The following is a 15,608-nucleotide window of genomic DNA, read 5'->3' on the forward strand; positions in this document are numbered from 1 at the left end:
TGGTCCCGATCAGGATCTGTTCCGGCTCAAGGAAAGCCCAAAGTTCCGAACCGCTCAGCCAACGCCATGGATCGCAGCCTGCTCAACAGGCTCGCAGCTGTAATCCAGGCGGTCACCGGCGATTTCCTCGAGGAACACCGGCTTGCCGAAATAGTAGCCTTGAAAACGATCGCAGCCGGCAGCGCTGGCACGCAACAAGTCGTCCTCGGTTTCAATGCCTTCGGCAACAACATACTTTCCGCACCGCCGGGCGATATCCACCACCGCACTCACGAAAACATCGGTCACATGGTCGCTGCCAAGAGCGCAGATGTAGCTCTTGTCGATCTTGATCACATCATAGGGAAGCGCGCGCAACTGGTTGAACTCGGAATAGCCCATGCCGAAATCATCAAGCGCGATCCGGAAGCCGACATCCTGCAGCGCCGAGATCTGGCCGGCAATGCACTCGTTGACAGCCAGCGATGCGCTTTCAGTGATCTCAAGCACGATCCGCCGCGGATCTGTCGCCGTTTCCGCCAGGATATCAAGCATGTTTTCCTTCAGGTCGGGCATCGCGATCTGGGTGGCCGAGAGGTTGACGTTGACACTCACCTCCGGCAGGTCCGCAATATCTTCACCGACCTGGCGAAGCACGTAATAGCCGATTTCTCCGATCATCAACGCCCGTTCCGCCACCGGGATGAACACGTCCGGCGGAATGACTCCCCTGAGCGGATGCCGCCAGCGCAACAATGCCTCGAACGCGATCAACTGCCCGTCGGCGTCGACAATCGGCTGATATGCCACCCGCAAATGCCTGAGCAGCATCGCCGCCCGCAACTCACGCACCAGCGCCTTCTCGTTGCGGATGTCGGTCAGCATGTCTTCCTGAAACAGCGTCGAGCAGGCCCGGCCATTTTTCTTCGAGGCATACAGCGCCATGTCGGCATTGATCACCAGCGAACTCCAGGTCTTGCCATGATCCGGCGCAAGTGCGATCCCGACCGATGCTGAAACCGCCAGCCGTTGTGCGCCGATATTGACCTTGCCGGCCAGGCCGGCTGCGAATTCGGCGCACAGTTCGTTCGCCCATTTGCCCGTCATCGGATCGGAGTGTTCGATCAGCACCGCAAACTCGTCGCCGCCCAGACGGCCCACGCGCGCATCGGGAAAATGCGCCTGCAGCTTCTCGGCGACGAAAACCAGGACCCGGTCTCCCGCCGGATGACCGTGCGTGTCATTGACCTGTTTGAAGTGGTCAACATCAATCAGGAAGAGTGCGAAAAACCTGTTCTTTGCACGCGCCTCAAGCGCCTGCTTCGCCTGGGAAACGAATGTCTCGCGATTAAGTACGCCGGTGAGAACATCGCGCTCCGACTGGGCGAGAAGATTGTTGTAGCTCTTGCCAAGGGCGCGGAGCTTTCCCTTCAGGTCCACATGCGCAATGGCAAAATACAGCAGGGCAACACAAAGTGCGCCGATGATTGCCGTATCGGCAAAATTGACCATCAAACCGGTCGTGTAGCCTGCATTCCAGAATAAGTAGTCCAACGCCAGAACGAGCACGACAAGCCCGAACAGAATTGCAGAAAAACTGAACTCCGCACTCCAGTCAAAGACCTTTTTTTGTAATCGTTTGGACATATATACAGCTCCGCTGCCGAATAAACGCCGGACGAAAAATGTCCAGCAGCCTGAAATCAATTAACCGGGAACCTTGGCGCGAAAATTCGGGCGGCAGATACGCACCGAATTTCTCAACGGAAGGACTTACCCCCAAATCCATAGGTCGCATCATGCGCAGCGCCAGATTAGCCGCAGCATGTTAACGGTGAACAAACAAACACTTGCATTTGTTGGAAAATTTTAAATTTGGCGCTTCGGAACAAAGGCCCGGTTTTCCCGGCTGGCAGAAGCTTTGCAGCCCCGCCCTAACGCATGAGACCGTAGCTTTCATAGGTGGCATCAAGAAATTGCCTGGCGCAGGCCCGCCAGGAAAACTTGAGCGCACGCGCCCGGGCATTGTCGGAAGAAAGATCAAGGCAGGCGATTGCGGCCTTGCACAGATCGGTATCGACCACCCCCGCACCGCTGTCGCCGATAATGTCTTTCGGGCCGGTCACCGGGTAGGCGGCAACCGGCACGCCTGATGCCAGCGCTTCAAGCACCACCAGGCCAAACGTGTCGGTCAGCGATGGAAACACGAAAACGTCTCCCATCGCGTAAAGCGCTGCCAGTTCCGCCCCGGATTTCGCACCGGTGAAGGTGACCCCGGGATAACGCGTCCTGAAATCCTCAAGCATCGGACCGTCTCCCACCACCAGCTTGCTGCCGGGAAGCTCCATGGCAAGAAACGCCTCGACGTTCTTTTCAACCGCCATCCGCCCGACATGCACGAACACCGGACCGGGCAAATCCAGCGGCGCCGGATAACCGGGGTGGAACAGATCGGTGTCCACTCCACGCGACCAGATATGAAGGTTGGTAAATCCCTTGGCCTGAAGTTCCTCGCGCAAGCTTGGCGTCGCGACCATGCAGCCGCGCCCGGCGTTGTGAAACCAGCGCATGAAAGCATAGAGCCAGCTTTCCGGGATAGGATACCGGGCCGAGACGTATTCGGGAAAGCGGGTGTGGTAGCTCGAGGTGAAGCCGTTGCGTTTCAGCGCTGCTCGCCGGGCCATGAGACCCAGCGGACCTTCGGTTGCGATCTGGATGAAATCCGGATCGGAATCGGCAATCCGGCGTGACACCCGCCCGGGCGTGGTCAGTGCAAGCCGTATCTCGGGATAGCCCGGCAGGGGAGCCGTGGCAAACTCCGCCGGCGACAGGATATCGACCTCGATGTCAAACTGCTCGAGTTCCCGCACCAGGTTCTCGATCGACCGCACCACTCCGTTGATCTGCGGGCGCCAGGCGTCGGTGACAATCAGCAGTTTGGGCATCACCGTTTTCCGCCAGAGCGAGTGGACATTATGAAGCGTTCATCTCCTGATAGGCCTGCCGCACCCGGCGAGCAACATCGCCGCAAAAATCAGAGTGCCAGCCGCAGCTTTTTGCCAGAAGCGCGCGAACAGCAGGCCATCATCCGGCTTCCCTCGGAGCGTTCGGAAGCGGACAACACCCGGTCCCGGTGATCCACACCGCCTTCAAGCACCCGCACCTCGCAACTGCCGCACAGCCCTTCTTCGCAGTCACTCGGCACATCGATCCCTGCTGCGCGGACCACCTCGAGCAAGGTCTGTCCCGCTGGCACGGTCAGGTTCAGGTCCGAATCCTCGAGCTCGATCTCGAACGCCACATCCCCGTCCTGCATCGCTCCGGACGCATCGGTGACAAACAATTCACTCCGCAGCGTGCCCTCGGGCAGATCAGCGCACAGCCCGGTCAGGGCATCGAGCAGTCGGGCCGGGCCACAGGCGTGAATGCGCGCGCCAGTCCCGGCGCAGTCAGCCACAATCGAAGCGAGATCGGCCCGGCTTCCCTCGTCCGACACATGCAACACCGCCCGGTCGCCATGCTCCTTGAGCAACCTTTCCGCAAAAGCCATCGCACCCCGCGACCGGCCACAATAGTGGACCCTATAGTCGCGCCCGAGTTGCTTGAGCCGGTCAGCCATGGCGATGATCGGCGTAATGCCGATGCCGCCCGCGATCAGCACGTGGTTTTCTGCATCTTCCTCAAGCCGGAAATAATTCTTCGGGCCGCGTAGCCGCAGCGTCATGCCCTTTGTCACCTGATCATGGATGAAACGCGACCCGCCTCGCCCGTTGTCCTCCCGCAGTACCGCGACCGTATAGTCGGGATCAGACGGGTTGCCACAAAGCGAATACTTGCGGGAAAAATCCCCCGCGACCAGGTCGACATGCGCCCCCGGGCTCCAGGCCGGCAAGGCAAGTCCGTCCGGATCTTCCAGATGCAGGATCCTTACCCCCTCCGCCGCCATCGTGATATCGGCCACGCGAACGGTGCGTGCAATTTCCTTGCTCGATGGCGCACCGATCGGAAACGAAACGCGGCGACCGAGGACTGCCGGATCGGTCCGCTCAGGATTGAGTGCCGGATCCCATTCGACAACAAGTTTTTGCGGCCCCCGGAACGCAAGATTGGGCAGGTAGGTGAACTGCTGGTCCTCCACGAGCCGCATATGCGGCAGCCGGCGGGTTAGTTCCTCGATGAAGATCCGCATTTCCAGCCGGGCGAAATTCTTGCCCATGCATTGGTGGCTGCCATAGCCAAAGGTCAGATGCTCCACGGCGCTGTCACGGTAGATATCGAGAAAGTCCCCGTTCTCGAAATGCCGCGGATCGTGGTTGGCCGAGGCGCTGACAATCAGCAGTTTGGCTTCCGCCGGAATGGCGACACCGGCAATCTCTGTATCCCGCGTCGCCCGCCGGCGCCAGGCAACCACCGAGCCCTCGAGCCTGAGACATTCCTCGATCGCATTGGGGATAAGCTCGGGATCCTTGCAGATCCGCTCCCAGACAAGCCGGTCGGACAGCAACAGCTTGAGCGCGTTCGCGCTCGCCAGCGATGTCGTTTCATGCCCCGCCACGATGATCGCCATCATCATCGAATGCAGGTAGGAGTCGGTCACCACTTCCGGAATTTCTCCGTTCATGCGGATGGCGTGATGCATCCAGCCGGTGCCGTCGGGTTCCTTGCGCATCTTGTCGAGCACCTGACCGGCATATTGCCAGAACCGCCCGACCGCATCGGCCACCTTCAACTGCTGTTCCGGTGTCGGCTTGCCCCAGGTGTTGACGGTGTGCGCGACCGAAAACTCCTTGAGCGCATCCATGTCTTCCTTCGGCACGCCGAGAAAATGCAGCGCCACCGTCAGCGGGATCTCCCACAGCATCGCCTCGACAAGGTCGACCCGGCCGCTGTCGACGAACGCATCGACTTTCTCCCGGGTCAGCCGGCGGATCATCTCTTCCTTGGCAGCAAGATTTTCCGGCAGGAAATGGTCCATCAGCGCCCGGCGGCGCTCCATGTGTGCCGGCTCGTCCTCGTTCACCAGCGTCCGGTTCATCTGGTAATTGTAACGCTTGAGCGTCGCCATCGCCTCTTCGCTCGGCGGCACCACCCGTTCCAGCGCAATCGAGGGCGAGAAGGTGATGTTGTCGCGAAACACCGCCTTGACGTCCTCATAGCGGCTGACCACCCAGTAGCCCAGTTGCGGACTGTAGAACACCGGTTCCTGGTCACGTGACCATTTCAGCGCCTCGGCCGGATTGGCCAGATATTCGGGTGCGAACGGATCGAAGGCCTGCGCCTGAGCCGAAACCGGGCACTGGCCTTGCGCTGCATGAACCGGACAGCCGGCCGTGGGGTTCGGGCTACTCTCTGTTCCAGCCTGCCGGTCCGTCATGTTTCGCTCCATTTACTAATAGTGCACATTATGTTCTATATTTGTAACGCGCCAATGGCCCCGTGGTCAATAAAGCCGCAGCTGACGGAGATCGAATGAGCACGTTGCAAACCCTGTCTCGCGGAATCCAGGTTCTGGAAATCGTCTCCCGCTCGACGTCGGGCCTGTCGATTGCCGAGATCGCGGATACGCTTGGCGTGCACCGAGCAATCGCCTATCGCCTGGTCGCGACCCTCGAGGAACACCTGCTGGTGGTCCGCGATGCCGAGGGCCGCATCGGCATCGGCGGCGGTGTTGTTGCGCTCGGTGAACGCTATCAGCCGCAACTGCGCGCAGCCGCACAGCCGGTCCTGCGCGCGCTGGCCGAAGAAAGCGGTGCAACGGCCTTTCTCTGCATCGCCCAGGGCGACGAATGTGTCGCCATCGAGGTTGCCGAACCGCAAACGCCCCTGCTGAAAGTCTCCTACCGGGTCGGCAGCAGGCATCCGGTCACCAGGGGCGCGGCGGGGCTGGCGATAGCCATGCAGAGGCCGCCGCGGCACGATGATCCGAAAGAGCTTCAGGCTGTGCGCGAGAATGGCTTCGCCCTGACCCGCGGAGAGTTGCAGCAAGGCGCCATCGGCGTGGCGGCTCCACTGGCCCGCGCCGGGCGCTCCGGCCTGAGCGCGGAAGCCTGCATCGGCGTTGTCGCCATGCACTCGCTTGACACGGACCCGGCGACCACCGCCGTTCTAAGACACCGGGACAGGCTCCTCGCCGCTATCGGCTGAGTGCCATTTCCCGGCAGTTGGCTTGCTGGCTATTCCTTGATGTAGGGCTGTCCATCCGCTGCCGGCGCCCGCGCCCGTCCGACAAAGCCTGCAACGACGATGATTGTCGCGATATAGGGTGACATCGCGAGAAACTCCGACGGGATTGGCGTTTGCAGCAAGGCCAGTTTCTGCTGCATGGAGTCGGCAAACCCGAACACCAGTGCAGCCATCAGCGCACCCACCGGGTGCCAGCGGCCGAAGATCATCGCCGCAAGCCCGATATAGCCACGACCACCGGTCATGTTCTCGTCAAACCGGCCAACCGAACCGAGCGTGAACCAGGCCCCACCAAAGCCAGCCACCATGCCGCCGAGCGTGACATGGATGAACCGGGTCCTGTAGACATCGATGCCCAGCGTATCGGCGGCGCGCGGGTGTTCACCTACCGCACGAGCCCTCAGCCCGCTGCGGGTGTAGAACAGGTAATAAGTTGCCACCGCAACCATGACCAGCGCCCCGTAGACGAAGATGTTCTGGTAAAACAGCATCGGACCGATAACCGGGATATCGCCGAGAAGCGGGATCTTGATCGCCCGGAATACCGGCGCATTGTTGAGAGACCGGTATTCCTGGAACACCTGGCTGCTGACATAGGATGTCAATCCAAGCACAAACAGGTTGATCACGACCCCGGCAATGATCTGGTCCATCCGGTAGGTCACCACCAACGCCGCGAGAATGAAACCGAACAATCCGCCAACCACGACGGCTGCCGCCACCCCGGCGATCCCGCCGAAGATCGATCCCAGCAGCGCGCCCGTGAACGCGCCGGCCAGCAGCATGCCCTCGATCGCGATATTGACCACCGCAACCCGTTCGCACAGCACGCCGGCAAGCCCCCCGAGCGCAATCGGCACCGCCCGCACCATCGTCGCCTGCAGCATGCCGGTGAGCGAGAACGCCTTGCCAGACGTCGCCCAGACCAGGAAAGTCACGACGACCAGCGCCAGACCGATGCCGAGCGACAGCGACGACCAGCGCACGCCACCACGAAGGAACTGGCGCGCACCCAGGAACGCCAGCAGACCGGCAATGATGTAGTTGAACTGCATCGCCGGCACGCTCAGATCGGGAAGCACAAGCGCATCGGTTGGCCGTGACAGCCGGAACACCGCGTCGCCGTCGCTGCCCGCGCCGAACACCAGCGCCACCAGCACAGCCAGTGCAATCAGCACGGTGCCGACAAGTCTGGCATGTTTCTGCTTGCCGATGTCGAGAGCAGACGGAGAGGTGGAAGCCGTTTCAGTGGTCATCGCCATGAGTGTTATTTACCCTGTTCCGTTGCGGGCTTTCGAAAGCCCCAGGGGAATATTGCGCGCACCAGCATGGGCGCTGCGATGAAGACAATGATCAGCGCCTGGATGATGCTGATCAGATCAATGCTGACCCCGGCGTCGACCTGCATTTGCCGACCGCCGGCCTCGAGCCCGCCAAACAGCAGACCCGCAAGAAGCACGCCGAAGGGATGCGACCGGCCCAGCAGCGCGACCGCGATGGCATTGAAACCGATACCCGCCGAAAATCCCGGAGTTACCCGGTCAAGCAAACCAAGCACCTGCACCGAACCGGCAAGCCCCGCCAATGCGCCCGCCGATGCCATCGCCAGAACGATGATCAGCCCCGATCGCATGCCGGCGAAACGGGCTGCATCCGGGCTCGCGCCGCTTGCGCGGAATTCAAAGCCGGTCTTGGTTCTGAACAGCAGCCAGTAGACAAAATACACCGCCGCAAGCGCCAGGAAGATCCCGGCATGGACCCGAAGGTTGGGGTCGATCCATTCCAGCAATCTCGGCAGCTCCGCGTGGTCGGGAACAGACTTGGAAATGGGATCATTGCGTCCTGAACGCTGCACGAACGGCAGCCGCAGCATGTAGTCGATCAAGCGGTAGGCAATCAGGTTGAGCATGATCGTGGAAATGACCTCATGAGCACCGGTGGCGGCGCGAAGCCAGCCCGCGATCCCCGCGTAAAACGCTCCCGCCAATGCTCCGCTTAGCAGGCAAAGCGGCAGAAGCACGTAAACCGGAAGTCCGGGAAAGCTGAACCCGGTGACCACTGCCGCCATTCCTCCCATCAGGATCTGGCCTTCCGCACCGATATTGAACAGCCCTGCACGAAACCCGAGCGCCAGACCGAGCCCGGCAAGGATCAGCGGCGTTGCCGCGGTCAGCGTTTCCGATATCGCGTTGATCGATCCAACCGAGCCTTGCAACAACGCCAGATAGGACCTGGCGATTGTCGCCGGTTCCACACCGGTCGCCAGCATGGTCAAGGCGCCAAGCACCAGCGCCGCAATGATTGCAAACAGCGGCACGATCACCAGATCTTCAAATTCGTGCCGTCCGGGCGCAGCCCGTTTCAACAGGGTCTGGATGGCAATGTCGGTTTTGCTGTCGCTCATGCCGTTGCTCCCGCCATCGCCAATCCGACGGCATTCTTGTCAACATCGCCCTTGCTCGCGTCAAACTCGGCAACCACCTTGCCCTTGAACATCACCAGAATGCGGTCCGACAAGGCCAGGATCTCGTCCAGCTCGGACGAAACGATCAACACACCGTCCCCCTCGTCCCGGGCATCGATCAGCCGCTGGTGGATATACTCGATCGATCCGACATCGAGGCCGCGGGTCGGCTGTGCAGCGATCATGAACTTTGTATCGCGTGACATCTCCCGGGCAACGACAAGCTTTTGCTGATTGCCGCCCGATAGGTTGCCGGCTTCGGCGAACACGGATGGTGTCCGGACATCGAAATCCACTGAATTCCGGGCGGCATTCTCCTCGACCTTGTCCCAGAGGATCTGCATGCCGGAAGAAAACCTCTCGTCATAATACGTGTCGAGCACCATGTTCTCGGCGACCGTGAAGCTCGGAATGATCCCGGTCCGCTGGCGGTCTTCCGGAATGTGGGCAATGCCCATCTTGTGGCGCGCCCGCGGCGAAGCATGGGTAATGTCCTCGCCGGCAAACCGGATCGAACCGCCAACAACGTCCCTTACACCAGCAAGAGCCTCGATCAGCGCGGTCTGGCCGTTGCCCTGCACCCCGGCAATGCCGACGACCTCACCGCTTCTGACCGAAAAATCCAAATGATCGACAGAGATCGAGCCATTCTCGTTGAGCACCACCAGGTCATCGACCTCCATCAGCACCGGACCCGGCTGAAAAGGCTGCTTGACCACGTCGAAGCTGACGGGACGGCCGACCATCATCTCGGCCAGATCGGTGGTTGTCGCCGTCGCCGGGTCACCCTCGCCAACGATCTCGCCGCCGCGCAGCACACTGATCCGGTCGGCAATATCGAGAATTTCATTGAGCTTGTGGGTGATGAACACCAGTGCCTTGCCTGCATCGCGCAGGGATTTGACGATTTCGAAGAATTCCTCGACTTCCTGCGGCGTCAGCACCGCCGTCGGCTCGTCGAGGATCAGCACCTCTGCCGACCGGAACAGCACCTTGATGATTTCCACCCGCTGCTGAACACCGACCGGCAGGTTTTCAATCAGGGCATCGGGGTCAACGGCGAGGCCGTATTTCTCGCGGATGTCAAGCACTTGCGCACGCGCCTTGTCGAGATCCAGATAGTCGAGCCTGCCGGTAGGCTCAACGCCCAGCACCACGTTTTCAGCCACCGTGAAAACCGGCACCAGCATGAAATGCTGATGCACCATTCCGATGCCTGCCGCGATTGCTTCGCCGGGCCCGTCGAAATTCACCGGCTTGCCGTCGATCAGGATCTCGCCCTCGTCGGGACGGTAAAGACCGCACAGCACGTTCATGAGTGTCGATTTACCAGCGCCGTTCTCACCCAGGAGCCCGAGCACTTCACCGCTGCGGATTGTCAGGTTGACGCCTGAATTGGCCACCACCGGCCCGAAGCGCTTGGTGATCCCGCGTAGTTCAACATCCATGTCCCACTCCCTGGCACCATGCGATGCAGGGACGTGCCCTGCACCTCGGTCTTCAAGCGAAGCAGATTACTCCGCACCGACCTTGATCGAGCCGTCGATAATGCCGGCGCGAATGGTCTCCAGTTCCTGCTTCAACTCCGCAGGCACAGCCTCTTCCATGTCGTGGAACGGCGCCAGGTCGACACCGCCATTTTCAAGCGACCCGAGCAGGATGCCACCTTCGAACTTGCCGTCCATGGTCTGCTTGATCACGTCGAACACGGTTGCGTCCATCCGCTTGGTGATCGATGTAAGGTAGACTTCCTTGTGCTCCGGGTCGGTGTAATAGAGATCGGCATCGACGCCGATGATCTTGAGCCTGTCCGGACCAAGTTCCGATGCCAGCGTGGCAGAGCCAAGTCCCACCGGGCCTGCGACGGGAACAATGATGTCAGCGCCCTCATCATAAAGGTTCTGGGCAAAGGCCCGGCCATCGTCGAGCGAATCGAAATTGTTGGTGAACAACCCTTCACGGGTTTTCGGATCCCAACCGAGAACGCTGACCGAAGTTCCCTTCTGTTCATTGTAATAGGCAGCCCCGGCATGGAAGCCATCCATGAAAATTGTCACTGGCGGAATGTTGATGCCGCCAAAGACTCCCAGCACGCCGGTCTTGCTCATGCCTGCGGCAAGATAACCGGCAAGAAACGCAGCCTCGTCCGTGGCATATACCTGACCCAGAACATTGGGAATCGGCGGATCATAGGAAAAATCGACGATCGAGAACGGCTGTTCCGGATTGGCTTCCGCCGCCGTCTTGGTTGCATCGCCAAGCAGGAACCCGACAGTGATGATCAGGTCGCAGTCACCGCCGAGCAGTGAATTGATGTTGGCCTCGTAATCCGTCTCGGCCTGGGACTCGAGAAAACGTCCCTCGATACCCAGCTGCTCCTTGGCGTCCTCCACGCCCTTCCATGCCGTCTGGTTGAAGCTGTTGTCGTCAATGCCGCCAGTATCGGTGACCTGACACGCGGTGAATGCCGATGCCGCCGTGGCCGAGGCGAGGAAAAACGCCAGTGCGGCAGCGATCCGTCCCGACTTTGTCCGAACAATGCTCATGATGACCTCCATGTTTGGTTGACTTGGTAAAGGCATGACCGGCCGATTGAATAAACATCTGGCCGGCAGGCATTTTTGCAGACGTCGAGAGATCAGATTAGCGACCAGTTTCCCAGTCCCATTGACATACATCAATTGGTCACGAAATTTCCGCGATCAGGGCGTCACTGTTTCATTCCGCCGAGGATAATGCTGGCCTCGCGCTCGACCGCCTCCATTCCTCGGCGGACAATATTTTCCAAGTGCGCGGTTCCACCCTCGGCCCCGGTCTGCGAAAGATCGATCATGTCCCCGACAGCGACGACAACACGCGAAAACGGTAACGGCGCTTCCTGCTTGTCCCAACGCGACCCCATCACGATCTTGTGCGAGCTTGCCACGCCAATGGGCGCCAGCACCACGCCATGCAACGCACTGAGCTTGAGCGCGCCCGATCGGATGCGGTGATAAGGGCCGGTGGGGCCGTCCAGAGCCAGCGCGATCAGGCTGGCCTTCTGCTTGACCTGCCTTACCAGTTCGGGAAACCCGTGCGCGTGCGCCTCGGTTGGAAGCAGCACCGGCCGGTAGCCGAAACGTTTGCAGATTTCTGCGATCACCCTGCCGCGAAACGAGTTCACGGTAATGACAATCGCGTTCCTGCCTTTCGCCAACGGAAACAGCGGCACATATTTCCCGTGCCAGAAGACCGCCAGCACTTGATGCCCCTCGGCGACGTAGCTGTCCAGCTTGTCGAGCTGGTCTGTATTCTTGCGGAGAGAGGCGCTCCACAGCCGCAGAATGGCGACAAAAGCGCCGGCAACAAGACCGACACCAATCGAGGTGGCTGCCTTCCGGATCAGCTCAACCATCCCTGTCCGGCTTTCCACCGTCATCCGGCAAAATGGCATCGGCTGCGGCATAGGCAAAATTCCCGAGAATTTCCATTTCCCGCGCAAGCGACCGCCGGGCCCGCACCCACAACCCGTTGGTTTCCGCGCCCTGGCTTCGGTCGCCCGAGAGCATCCGCTGATAATAGTCCCGGGTCCGCGCAACGGTCTTGTCGATCGCATAATCGGCCGCGGTCTCCAGCGCGGCACGGCGCATTGCCTGTCGGGAACCTTCCCCGGCCGTGGCAAGCTCTTCAAGGACCGCGGCAAAGCCTCCCGCATCCGTACCGGCATCAAGCAGGCGGCCATTGAGTTGATCCGTCACCACATCGCGCGCGCCAGGCGCATCGAGTGCAACCACGGGGCTTCCGGCCGTCATCGCCTCCACCAGCACCAGCCCCTGGGTTTCGGAGAATGAGGAAAATGCAAAAGCATCCATGGCCGCATAGGCATCTGCTAGTGCAGCCCCTCTGAGCACCCCGGCAAAATGCGCCCGATTGCCCATGCCTTCTCTTTCAAGCGTCTGTTGCATCATCAGCCGCGATGGCCCGTCTCCGACGACAAGCACATGTGCGTCCGGGTTCTGCTTCAGAAACAGCGAGAACGCCTCGGTCAGAAAGCCGAGATTTTTCTCCGGCGCCAGCCGTCCCACATGCCCGACCAGAAACACGTCCTCGGGAATAGACAGGGCGGACCGGCCACGCGCGCCCACACCACCTGCAAAGCAGGACACATCAACCCCTGTCGGCACCACGGTGACCGGTGTGCGCACACCGTGATCAGCGAGAAAATCCGCGATGCTCCGGCTCGGTGCGATCACCCCGTCGCAAAGGTCGCAATAGCCGAGCGACAGGCTCAACGCGAGACGCTTCAGCAACTCTGAATCCTGCGCCACATAATGCCCGTACAACTCGTAGCGGGTGTGGTGGGTGAAGACGACAGGAACGTCGAGGAAACTGGCGGTCCGCAACGCCGTATCACCCAGCAGGAACGGATGATGGCTGTGTATGATGTCGGGATCGAAGGCTTCCGTCGCATCGGCAAGACCGGGTGAAAGCGGCAACGGCACGGAAAAATCGCTCCCGGCGAAATTCTGCACCGCCGATATCCGGTGGACCCCGGCTTCCTCGGTCGTCATGTTTGCAAACTCGGGTGCCACCACCAGCACCTCGTCCCCCGCTCGCCGCAAGCCTGCCGCCAGTTCGCTGACACTGCGCGCCACGCCACCGACATGCGGCGTATAGGTATTGGTAAACATCAGTATCTTCATCAATTACCCTGCTTTGAGCTTCTATGAGGCCAGCACGCCTTTTACCGGTCAGGATAGTGGCTTCCCCGTGGTCAGGATCAGGCCTCATTCCCTAAGCCGCCCGACAGGGCACTTCAGCCGTCGGCCCGCAGCTTCGTGCCGATCTCCTGTTGCAATGCCAGATGATGCATCAGATCCGAAAGCGAGATCACGCCAACAAGACGCCTGCCCTCGACAACCATCAGCTTGCGCCGCGAGTTTTCGGCCATGCGCTTGAACACTTCGTTGAGCGGAGTATCCGTTGCAACCGTGTTGCTGGCTTCCACCGGCACCATGATCGCCGACACAGGCAGGGAGGCCCAGTCTTCTCTCGCAACCGTACGCGCACCGGCCGTGTCGGCATATCCCATCAGCGTCTCGCCCGAGAGTACCGGCACGAAGCTGACGCCGTGGCGCAGCATCACATTGTCGACCAGTTCCAGGATGGATGCCGTACGATCGATCGTGTGAACCTGTTCACTCATCAGGCTTGCGGCTGTCTTTCCACGCAGCGCTGCCTTGACCAGCAGGTTCTGGTAACTGCCGTTCGAAGCGTTGAGGATGAAAAATCCGATCAGGATCTGCCAGAAACCGCCAATGCCGCCTCCGGCAAAGACGGCGAAGGCACCGGTCAGCATCAGGAAGACGCCAAAGGCGGTACCGATGCGGCTGGAAATCCGGGTGGCGCGCAGAAGGTCGTGGGTTACCCCCCAGATCACCGCGCGCAGCACCCGCCCGCCATCCAGCGGAAATGCAGGAACCAGATTGAAGAGCGCGAGAACGAGGTTGATCAGCGTCAGATAACCGAACAATGCCCCCGCAAGGCTGGCCTCGACCCCGCCGCCGGTCACGCTTGACGCAAGGGAAAACAGACCGGCCAGAAACAGGCTCATCAGTGGCCCGGCAATGGCAATCAGGAATTCCGATTTCGGGTCGTGCGGCTCTTCCTCGAGCTCGGCCACGCCGCCGAAGATGAACAGCGTGATGCCGCCGACCTTCAGACCGTAGGACCGCGCCACCAGCGAGTGCGACAACTCGTGCAGGATCAGCGATGCGAACATGCCGAGCATCGCAACAATCCCGAGCATTGTGTAGACCGTGGCTGTCAGGCCCGGCAGCGCATCGGGAAAATAGGATGTCGAGAGGCTCCAGACGATCAGCGCCGCGATCAGCAGCCAGCTCGGATCAACCCTGAGCTTGAAGCCGAATATCTCGAAAAGTTGGACAGCATTCTTGAACATGACATCTCCAGACGACTGAAACAGCTCCCGCATGATGCCCCACGTGACGACCAGCAGTATTGATCGACATCATATCGGCATCACGTCGCCAGAAGATGGGAACCGGGGCTTTGTCTATTCAAGCCGTGATGGAAAGCCCGGCGCGCGCAGGTCAGTCCCCAGCGCATCCTCCAGCAGCTTGACGATCTGCGTCGATTGCGCCTCCCCGCCATAGGCGGCCTTGCCGCGCACGAAGGTCTGGTTGGTCAGCCCGGCCAGGTCCATCGGCACCCCGAATTCACGGCCGAAATTCATCGCAAAGCCGAGGTCCTTGAGCGCCAGGTCCATGTTGAAGGCGACATCATAGCTGCCGTTGAGGATCAGCTGGCCTTCCGTCTCGTGCACGAAGCTCGAGCCGGAACTGGCGGCAATGGCTTCCCACGCGGTCTTCAGGTCCAGCCCACCGCGCTTGGCCAGCATCAGCGCCTCGCCATCAGCGACCAGATGGATAAAGGCCAGCATGTTGGTGATCACCTTGATGATCGAGGCGGAGCCGAGAGGTCCCATGTGGAAGATCTTGTCGCCCATGGCTTCAAACGCCTTGCGGTGCTTGTCGAACAGATGCGCCTCGCCGCCGGCAAGCACCGTGATCTTGCCCTGCGCCGCCAGATGCACCCCGCCGGTCACCGGAGCCTCCATCGTCTCCACGCCCTTGGCCGAGGCGACGGTGGCGAGCCTGAGAATGTCATCGCGGCCCAGCGTCGACATCTCGATCCAGGTGGTGCCCGGCTTCGCGGTGGCCAGCATTTCGCCGAGTACCTTTTCCGACACCGCAGGTGACGGCAGACAGGTGATGATCGCGTCACACTCCCGCGCCAGTTCCGCCGGCGTGTCGGCCCAGACGCAGCCCATGCCCATGTCGAGATGGCGTTTGCCAAGTGCCGGATCGATATCCGTGACCGTGACGTCAAAGCCTTCGCGCAGCAGGCTCGCGGCCATATGCCCGCCGAGATTGCCCAAGCCGATGAAACCATAGCGCATGGTGATGCTCCAAATTATGCA

12 protein-coding genes are annotated in these 15,608 nt (G+C 60.7%); 1 reads left to right on the top strand and 11 read right to left on the bottom strand.

Going from position 1 to position 15,608, the window contains the following annotated elements; translation table 11 throughout:
- Positions 1–54: 54 nt before the first annotated feature.
- The 3 genes from WNY80_RS17105 to WNY80_RS17115 form a co-directional block, all read right to left on the bottom strand.
- Positions 55–1,626 carry an EAL domain-containing protein gene (locus WNY80_RS17105; protein WP_342888620.1) on the bottom strand — a complete coding sequence of 524 codons (1,572 nt, stop codon included), beginning with the start codon at positions 1,624–1,626 and terminating at the stop codon, positions 55–57.
- Positions 1,627–1,913: 287 nt separating this feature from the next.
- The gene (locus WNY80_RS17110) at positions 1,914–2,924 is read right to left on the bottom strand and encodes a glycosyltransferase family 1 protein (protein WP_342888621.1); all 1,011 of its coding nucleotides are present in this window, start codon (positions 2,922–2,924) and stop codon (positions 1,914–1,916) included.
- An 89-nt stretch (positions 2,925–3,013) separates the two neighbouring features.
- On the bottom strand, positions 3,014–5,353 hold the full coding sequence (locus WNY80_RS17115; protein ID WP_342888622.1) for a cytochrome P450/oxidoreductase: 2,340 nt from the start codon (positions 5,351–5,353) through the stop codon (positions 3,014–3,016).
- 95 nt (positions 5,354–5,448) lie between these two features.
- Between WNY80_RS17115 and WNY80_RS17120 the strand changes: the two genes are divergently transcribed.
- A complete protein-coding gene (locus tag WNY80_RS17120; protein WP_342888623.1) occupies positions 5,449–6,123 on the top strand; it encodes a helix-turn-helix domain-containing protein in 675 nt (224 codons plus the stop codon).
- A gap of 29 nt (positions 6,124–6,152) precedes the next feature.
- Here the strand turns inward: WNY80_RS17120 and WNY80_RS17125 are convergent, their stop codons facing one another.
- From WNY80_RS17125 to WNY80_RS17160, 8 genes are all read right to left on the bottom strand, one after another.
- A complete protein-coding gene (locus WNY80_RS17125; protein WP_342888624.1) occupies positions 6,153–7,424 on the bottom strand; it encodes an ABC transporter permease in 1,272 nt (423 codons plus the stop codon).
- 5 nt (positions 7,425–7,429) lie between these two features.
- On the bottom strand, positions 7,430–8,566 hold the full coding sequence (locus WNY80_RS17130) for an ABC transporter permease (protein WP_342888625.1): 1,137 nt from the start codon (positions 8,564–8,566) through the stop codon (positions 7,430–7,432).
- Positions 8,563–10,074, bottom strand: coding sequence for an ABC transporter ATP-binding protein (locus tag WNY80_RS17135; protein ID WP_342888626.1), 1,512 nt, complete (start codon positions 10,072–10,074; stop codon positions 8,563–8,565). Before WNY80_RS17135 ends, WNY80_RS17130 begins: the two co-directional genes overlap by 4 nt.
- A gap of 66 nt (positions 10,075–10,140) precedes the next feature.
- The gene (locus tag WNY80_RS17140; protein WP_342888627.1) at positions 10,141–11,172 is read right to left on the bottom strand and encodes a BMP family ABC transporter substrate-binding protein; all 1,032 of its coding nucleotides are present in this window, start codon (positions 11,170–11,172) and stop codon (positions 10,141–10,143) included.
- Positions 11,173–11,336: 164 nt separating this feature from the next.
- Entirely contained in the window at positions 11,337–12,020 is a 684-nt protein-coding gene (locus WNY80_RS17145; RefSeq protein ID WP_342888628.1) for a DUF374 domain-containing protein, read from the bottom strand.
- Positions 12,013–13,308 (bottom strand): glycosyltransferase, encoded by a 1,296-nt coding sequence (locus tag WNY80_RS17150; RefSeq protein ID WP_342888629.1) that lies wholly within the window; start codon positions 13,306–13,308, stop codon positions 12,013–12,015. The genes WNY80_RS17145 and WNY80_RS17150 overlap by 8 nt, the downstream gene beginning before the upstream one ends.
- A gap of 113 nt (positions 13,309–13,421) precedes the next feature.
- Positions 13,422–14,567, bottom strand: a complete 1,146-nt coding sequence (locus WNY80_RS17155) for a site-2 protease family protein (RefSeq protein WP_342888630.1) — start codon at positions 14,565–14,567, stop codon at positions 13,422–13,424.
- A 114-nt stretch (positions 14,568–14,681) separates the two neighbouring features.
- On the bottom strand, positions 14,682–15,593 hold the full coding sequence (locus tag WNY80_RS17160) for an NAD(P)-dependent oxidoreductase (RefSeq protein WP_342888674.1): 912 nt from the start codon (positions 15,591–15,593) through the stop codon (positions 14,682–14,684).
- Positions 15,594–15,608: the final 15 nt, after the last annotated feature.

The sequence above is a fragment of the Hoeflea sp. AS16 genome (genome assembly GCF_038900095.1).
Lineage (GTDB): Bacteria > Pseudomonadota > Alphaproteobacteria > Rhizobiales > Rhizobiaceae > Hoeflea.

Excerpts from the sequence above, each read along its gene's own strand:
- WNY80_RS17105 (WP_342888620.1), bottom strand. The coding sequence starts at position 1,626 with ATGTCCAAACGATTACAAAAAAAGGTCTTTGACTGGAGTGCGGAGTTC.
- WNY80_RS17110 (WP_342888621.1), bottom strand. The coding sequence starts at position 2,924 with ATGCCCAAACTGCTGATTGTCACCGACGCCTGGCGCCCGCAGATCAAC.
- WNY80_RS17115 (WP_342888622.1), bottom strand. The coding sequence starts at position 5,353 with ATGACGGACCGGCAGGCTGGAACAGAGAGTAGCCCGAACCCCACGGCC.
- WNY80_RS17120 (WP_342888623.1), top strand. The coding sequence starts at position 5,449 with ATGAGCACGTTGCAAACCCTGTCTCGCGGAATCCAGGTTCTGGAAATC.
- WNY80_RS17125 (WP_342888624.1), bottom strand. The coding sequence starts at position 7,424 with ATGGCGATGACCACTGAAACGGCTTCCACCTCTCCGTCTGCTCTCGAC.
- WNY80_RS17130 (WP_342888625.1), bottom strand. The coding sequence starts at position 8,566 with ATGAGCGACAGCAAAACCGACATTGCCATCCAGACCCTGTTGAAACGG.
- WNY80_RS17135 (WP_342888626.1), bottom strand. The coding sequence starts at position 10,074 with ATGGATGTTGAACTACGCGGGATCACCAAGCGCTTCGGGCCGGTGGTG.
- WNY80_RS17140 (WP_342888627.1), bottom strand. The coding sequence starts at position 11,172 with ATGAGCATTGTTCGGACAAAGTCGGGACGGATCGCTGCCGCACTGGCG.
- WNY80_RS17145 (WP_342888628.1), bottom strand. The coding sequence starts at position 12,020 with ATGGTTGAGCTGATCCGGAAGGCAGCCACCTCGATTGGTGTCGGTCTT.
- WNY80_RS17150 (WP_342888629.1), bottom strand. The coding sequence starts at position 13,308 with ATGAAGATACTGATGTTTACCAATACCTATACGCCGCATGTCGGTGGC.
- WNY80_RS17155 (WP_342888630.1), bottom strand. The coding sequence starts at position 14,567 with ATGTTCAAGAATGCTGTCCAACTTTTCGAGATATTCGGCTTCAAGCTC.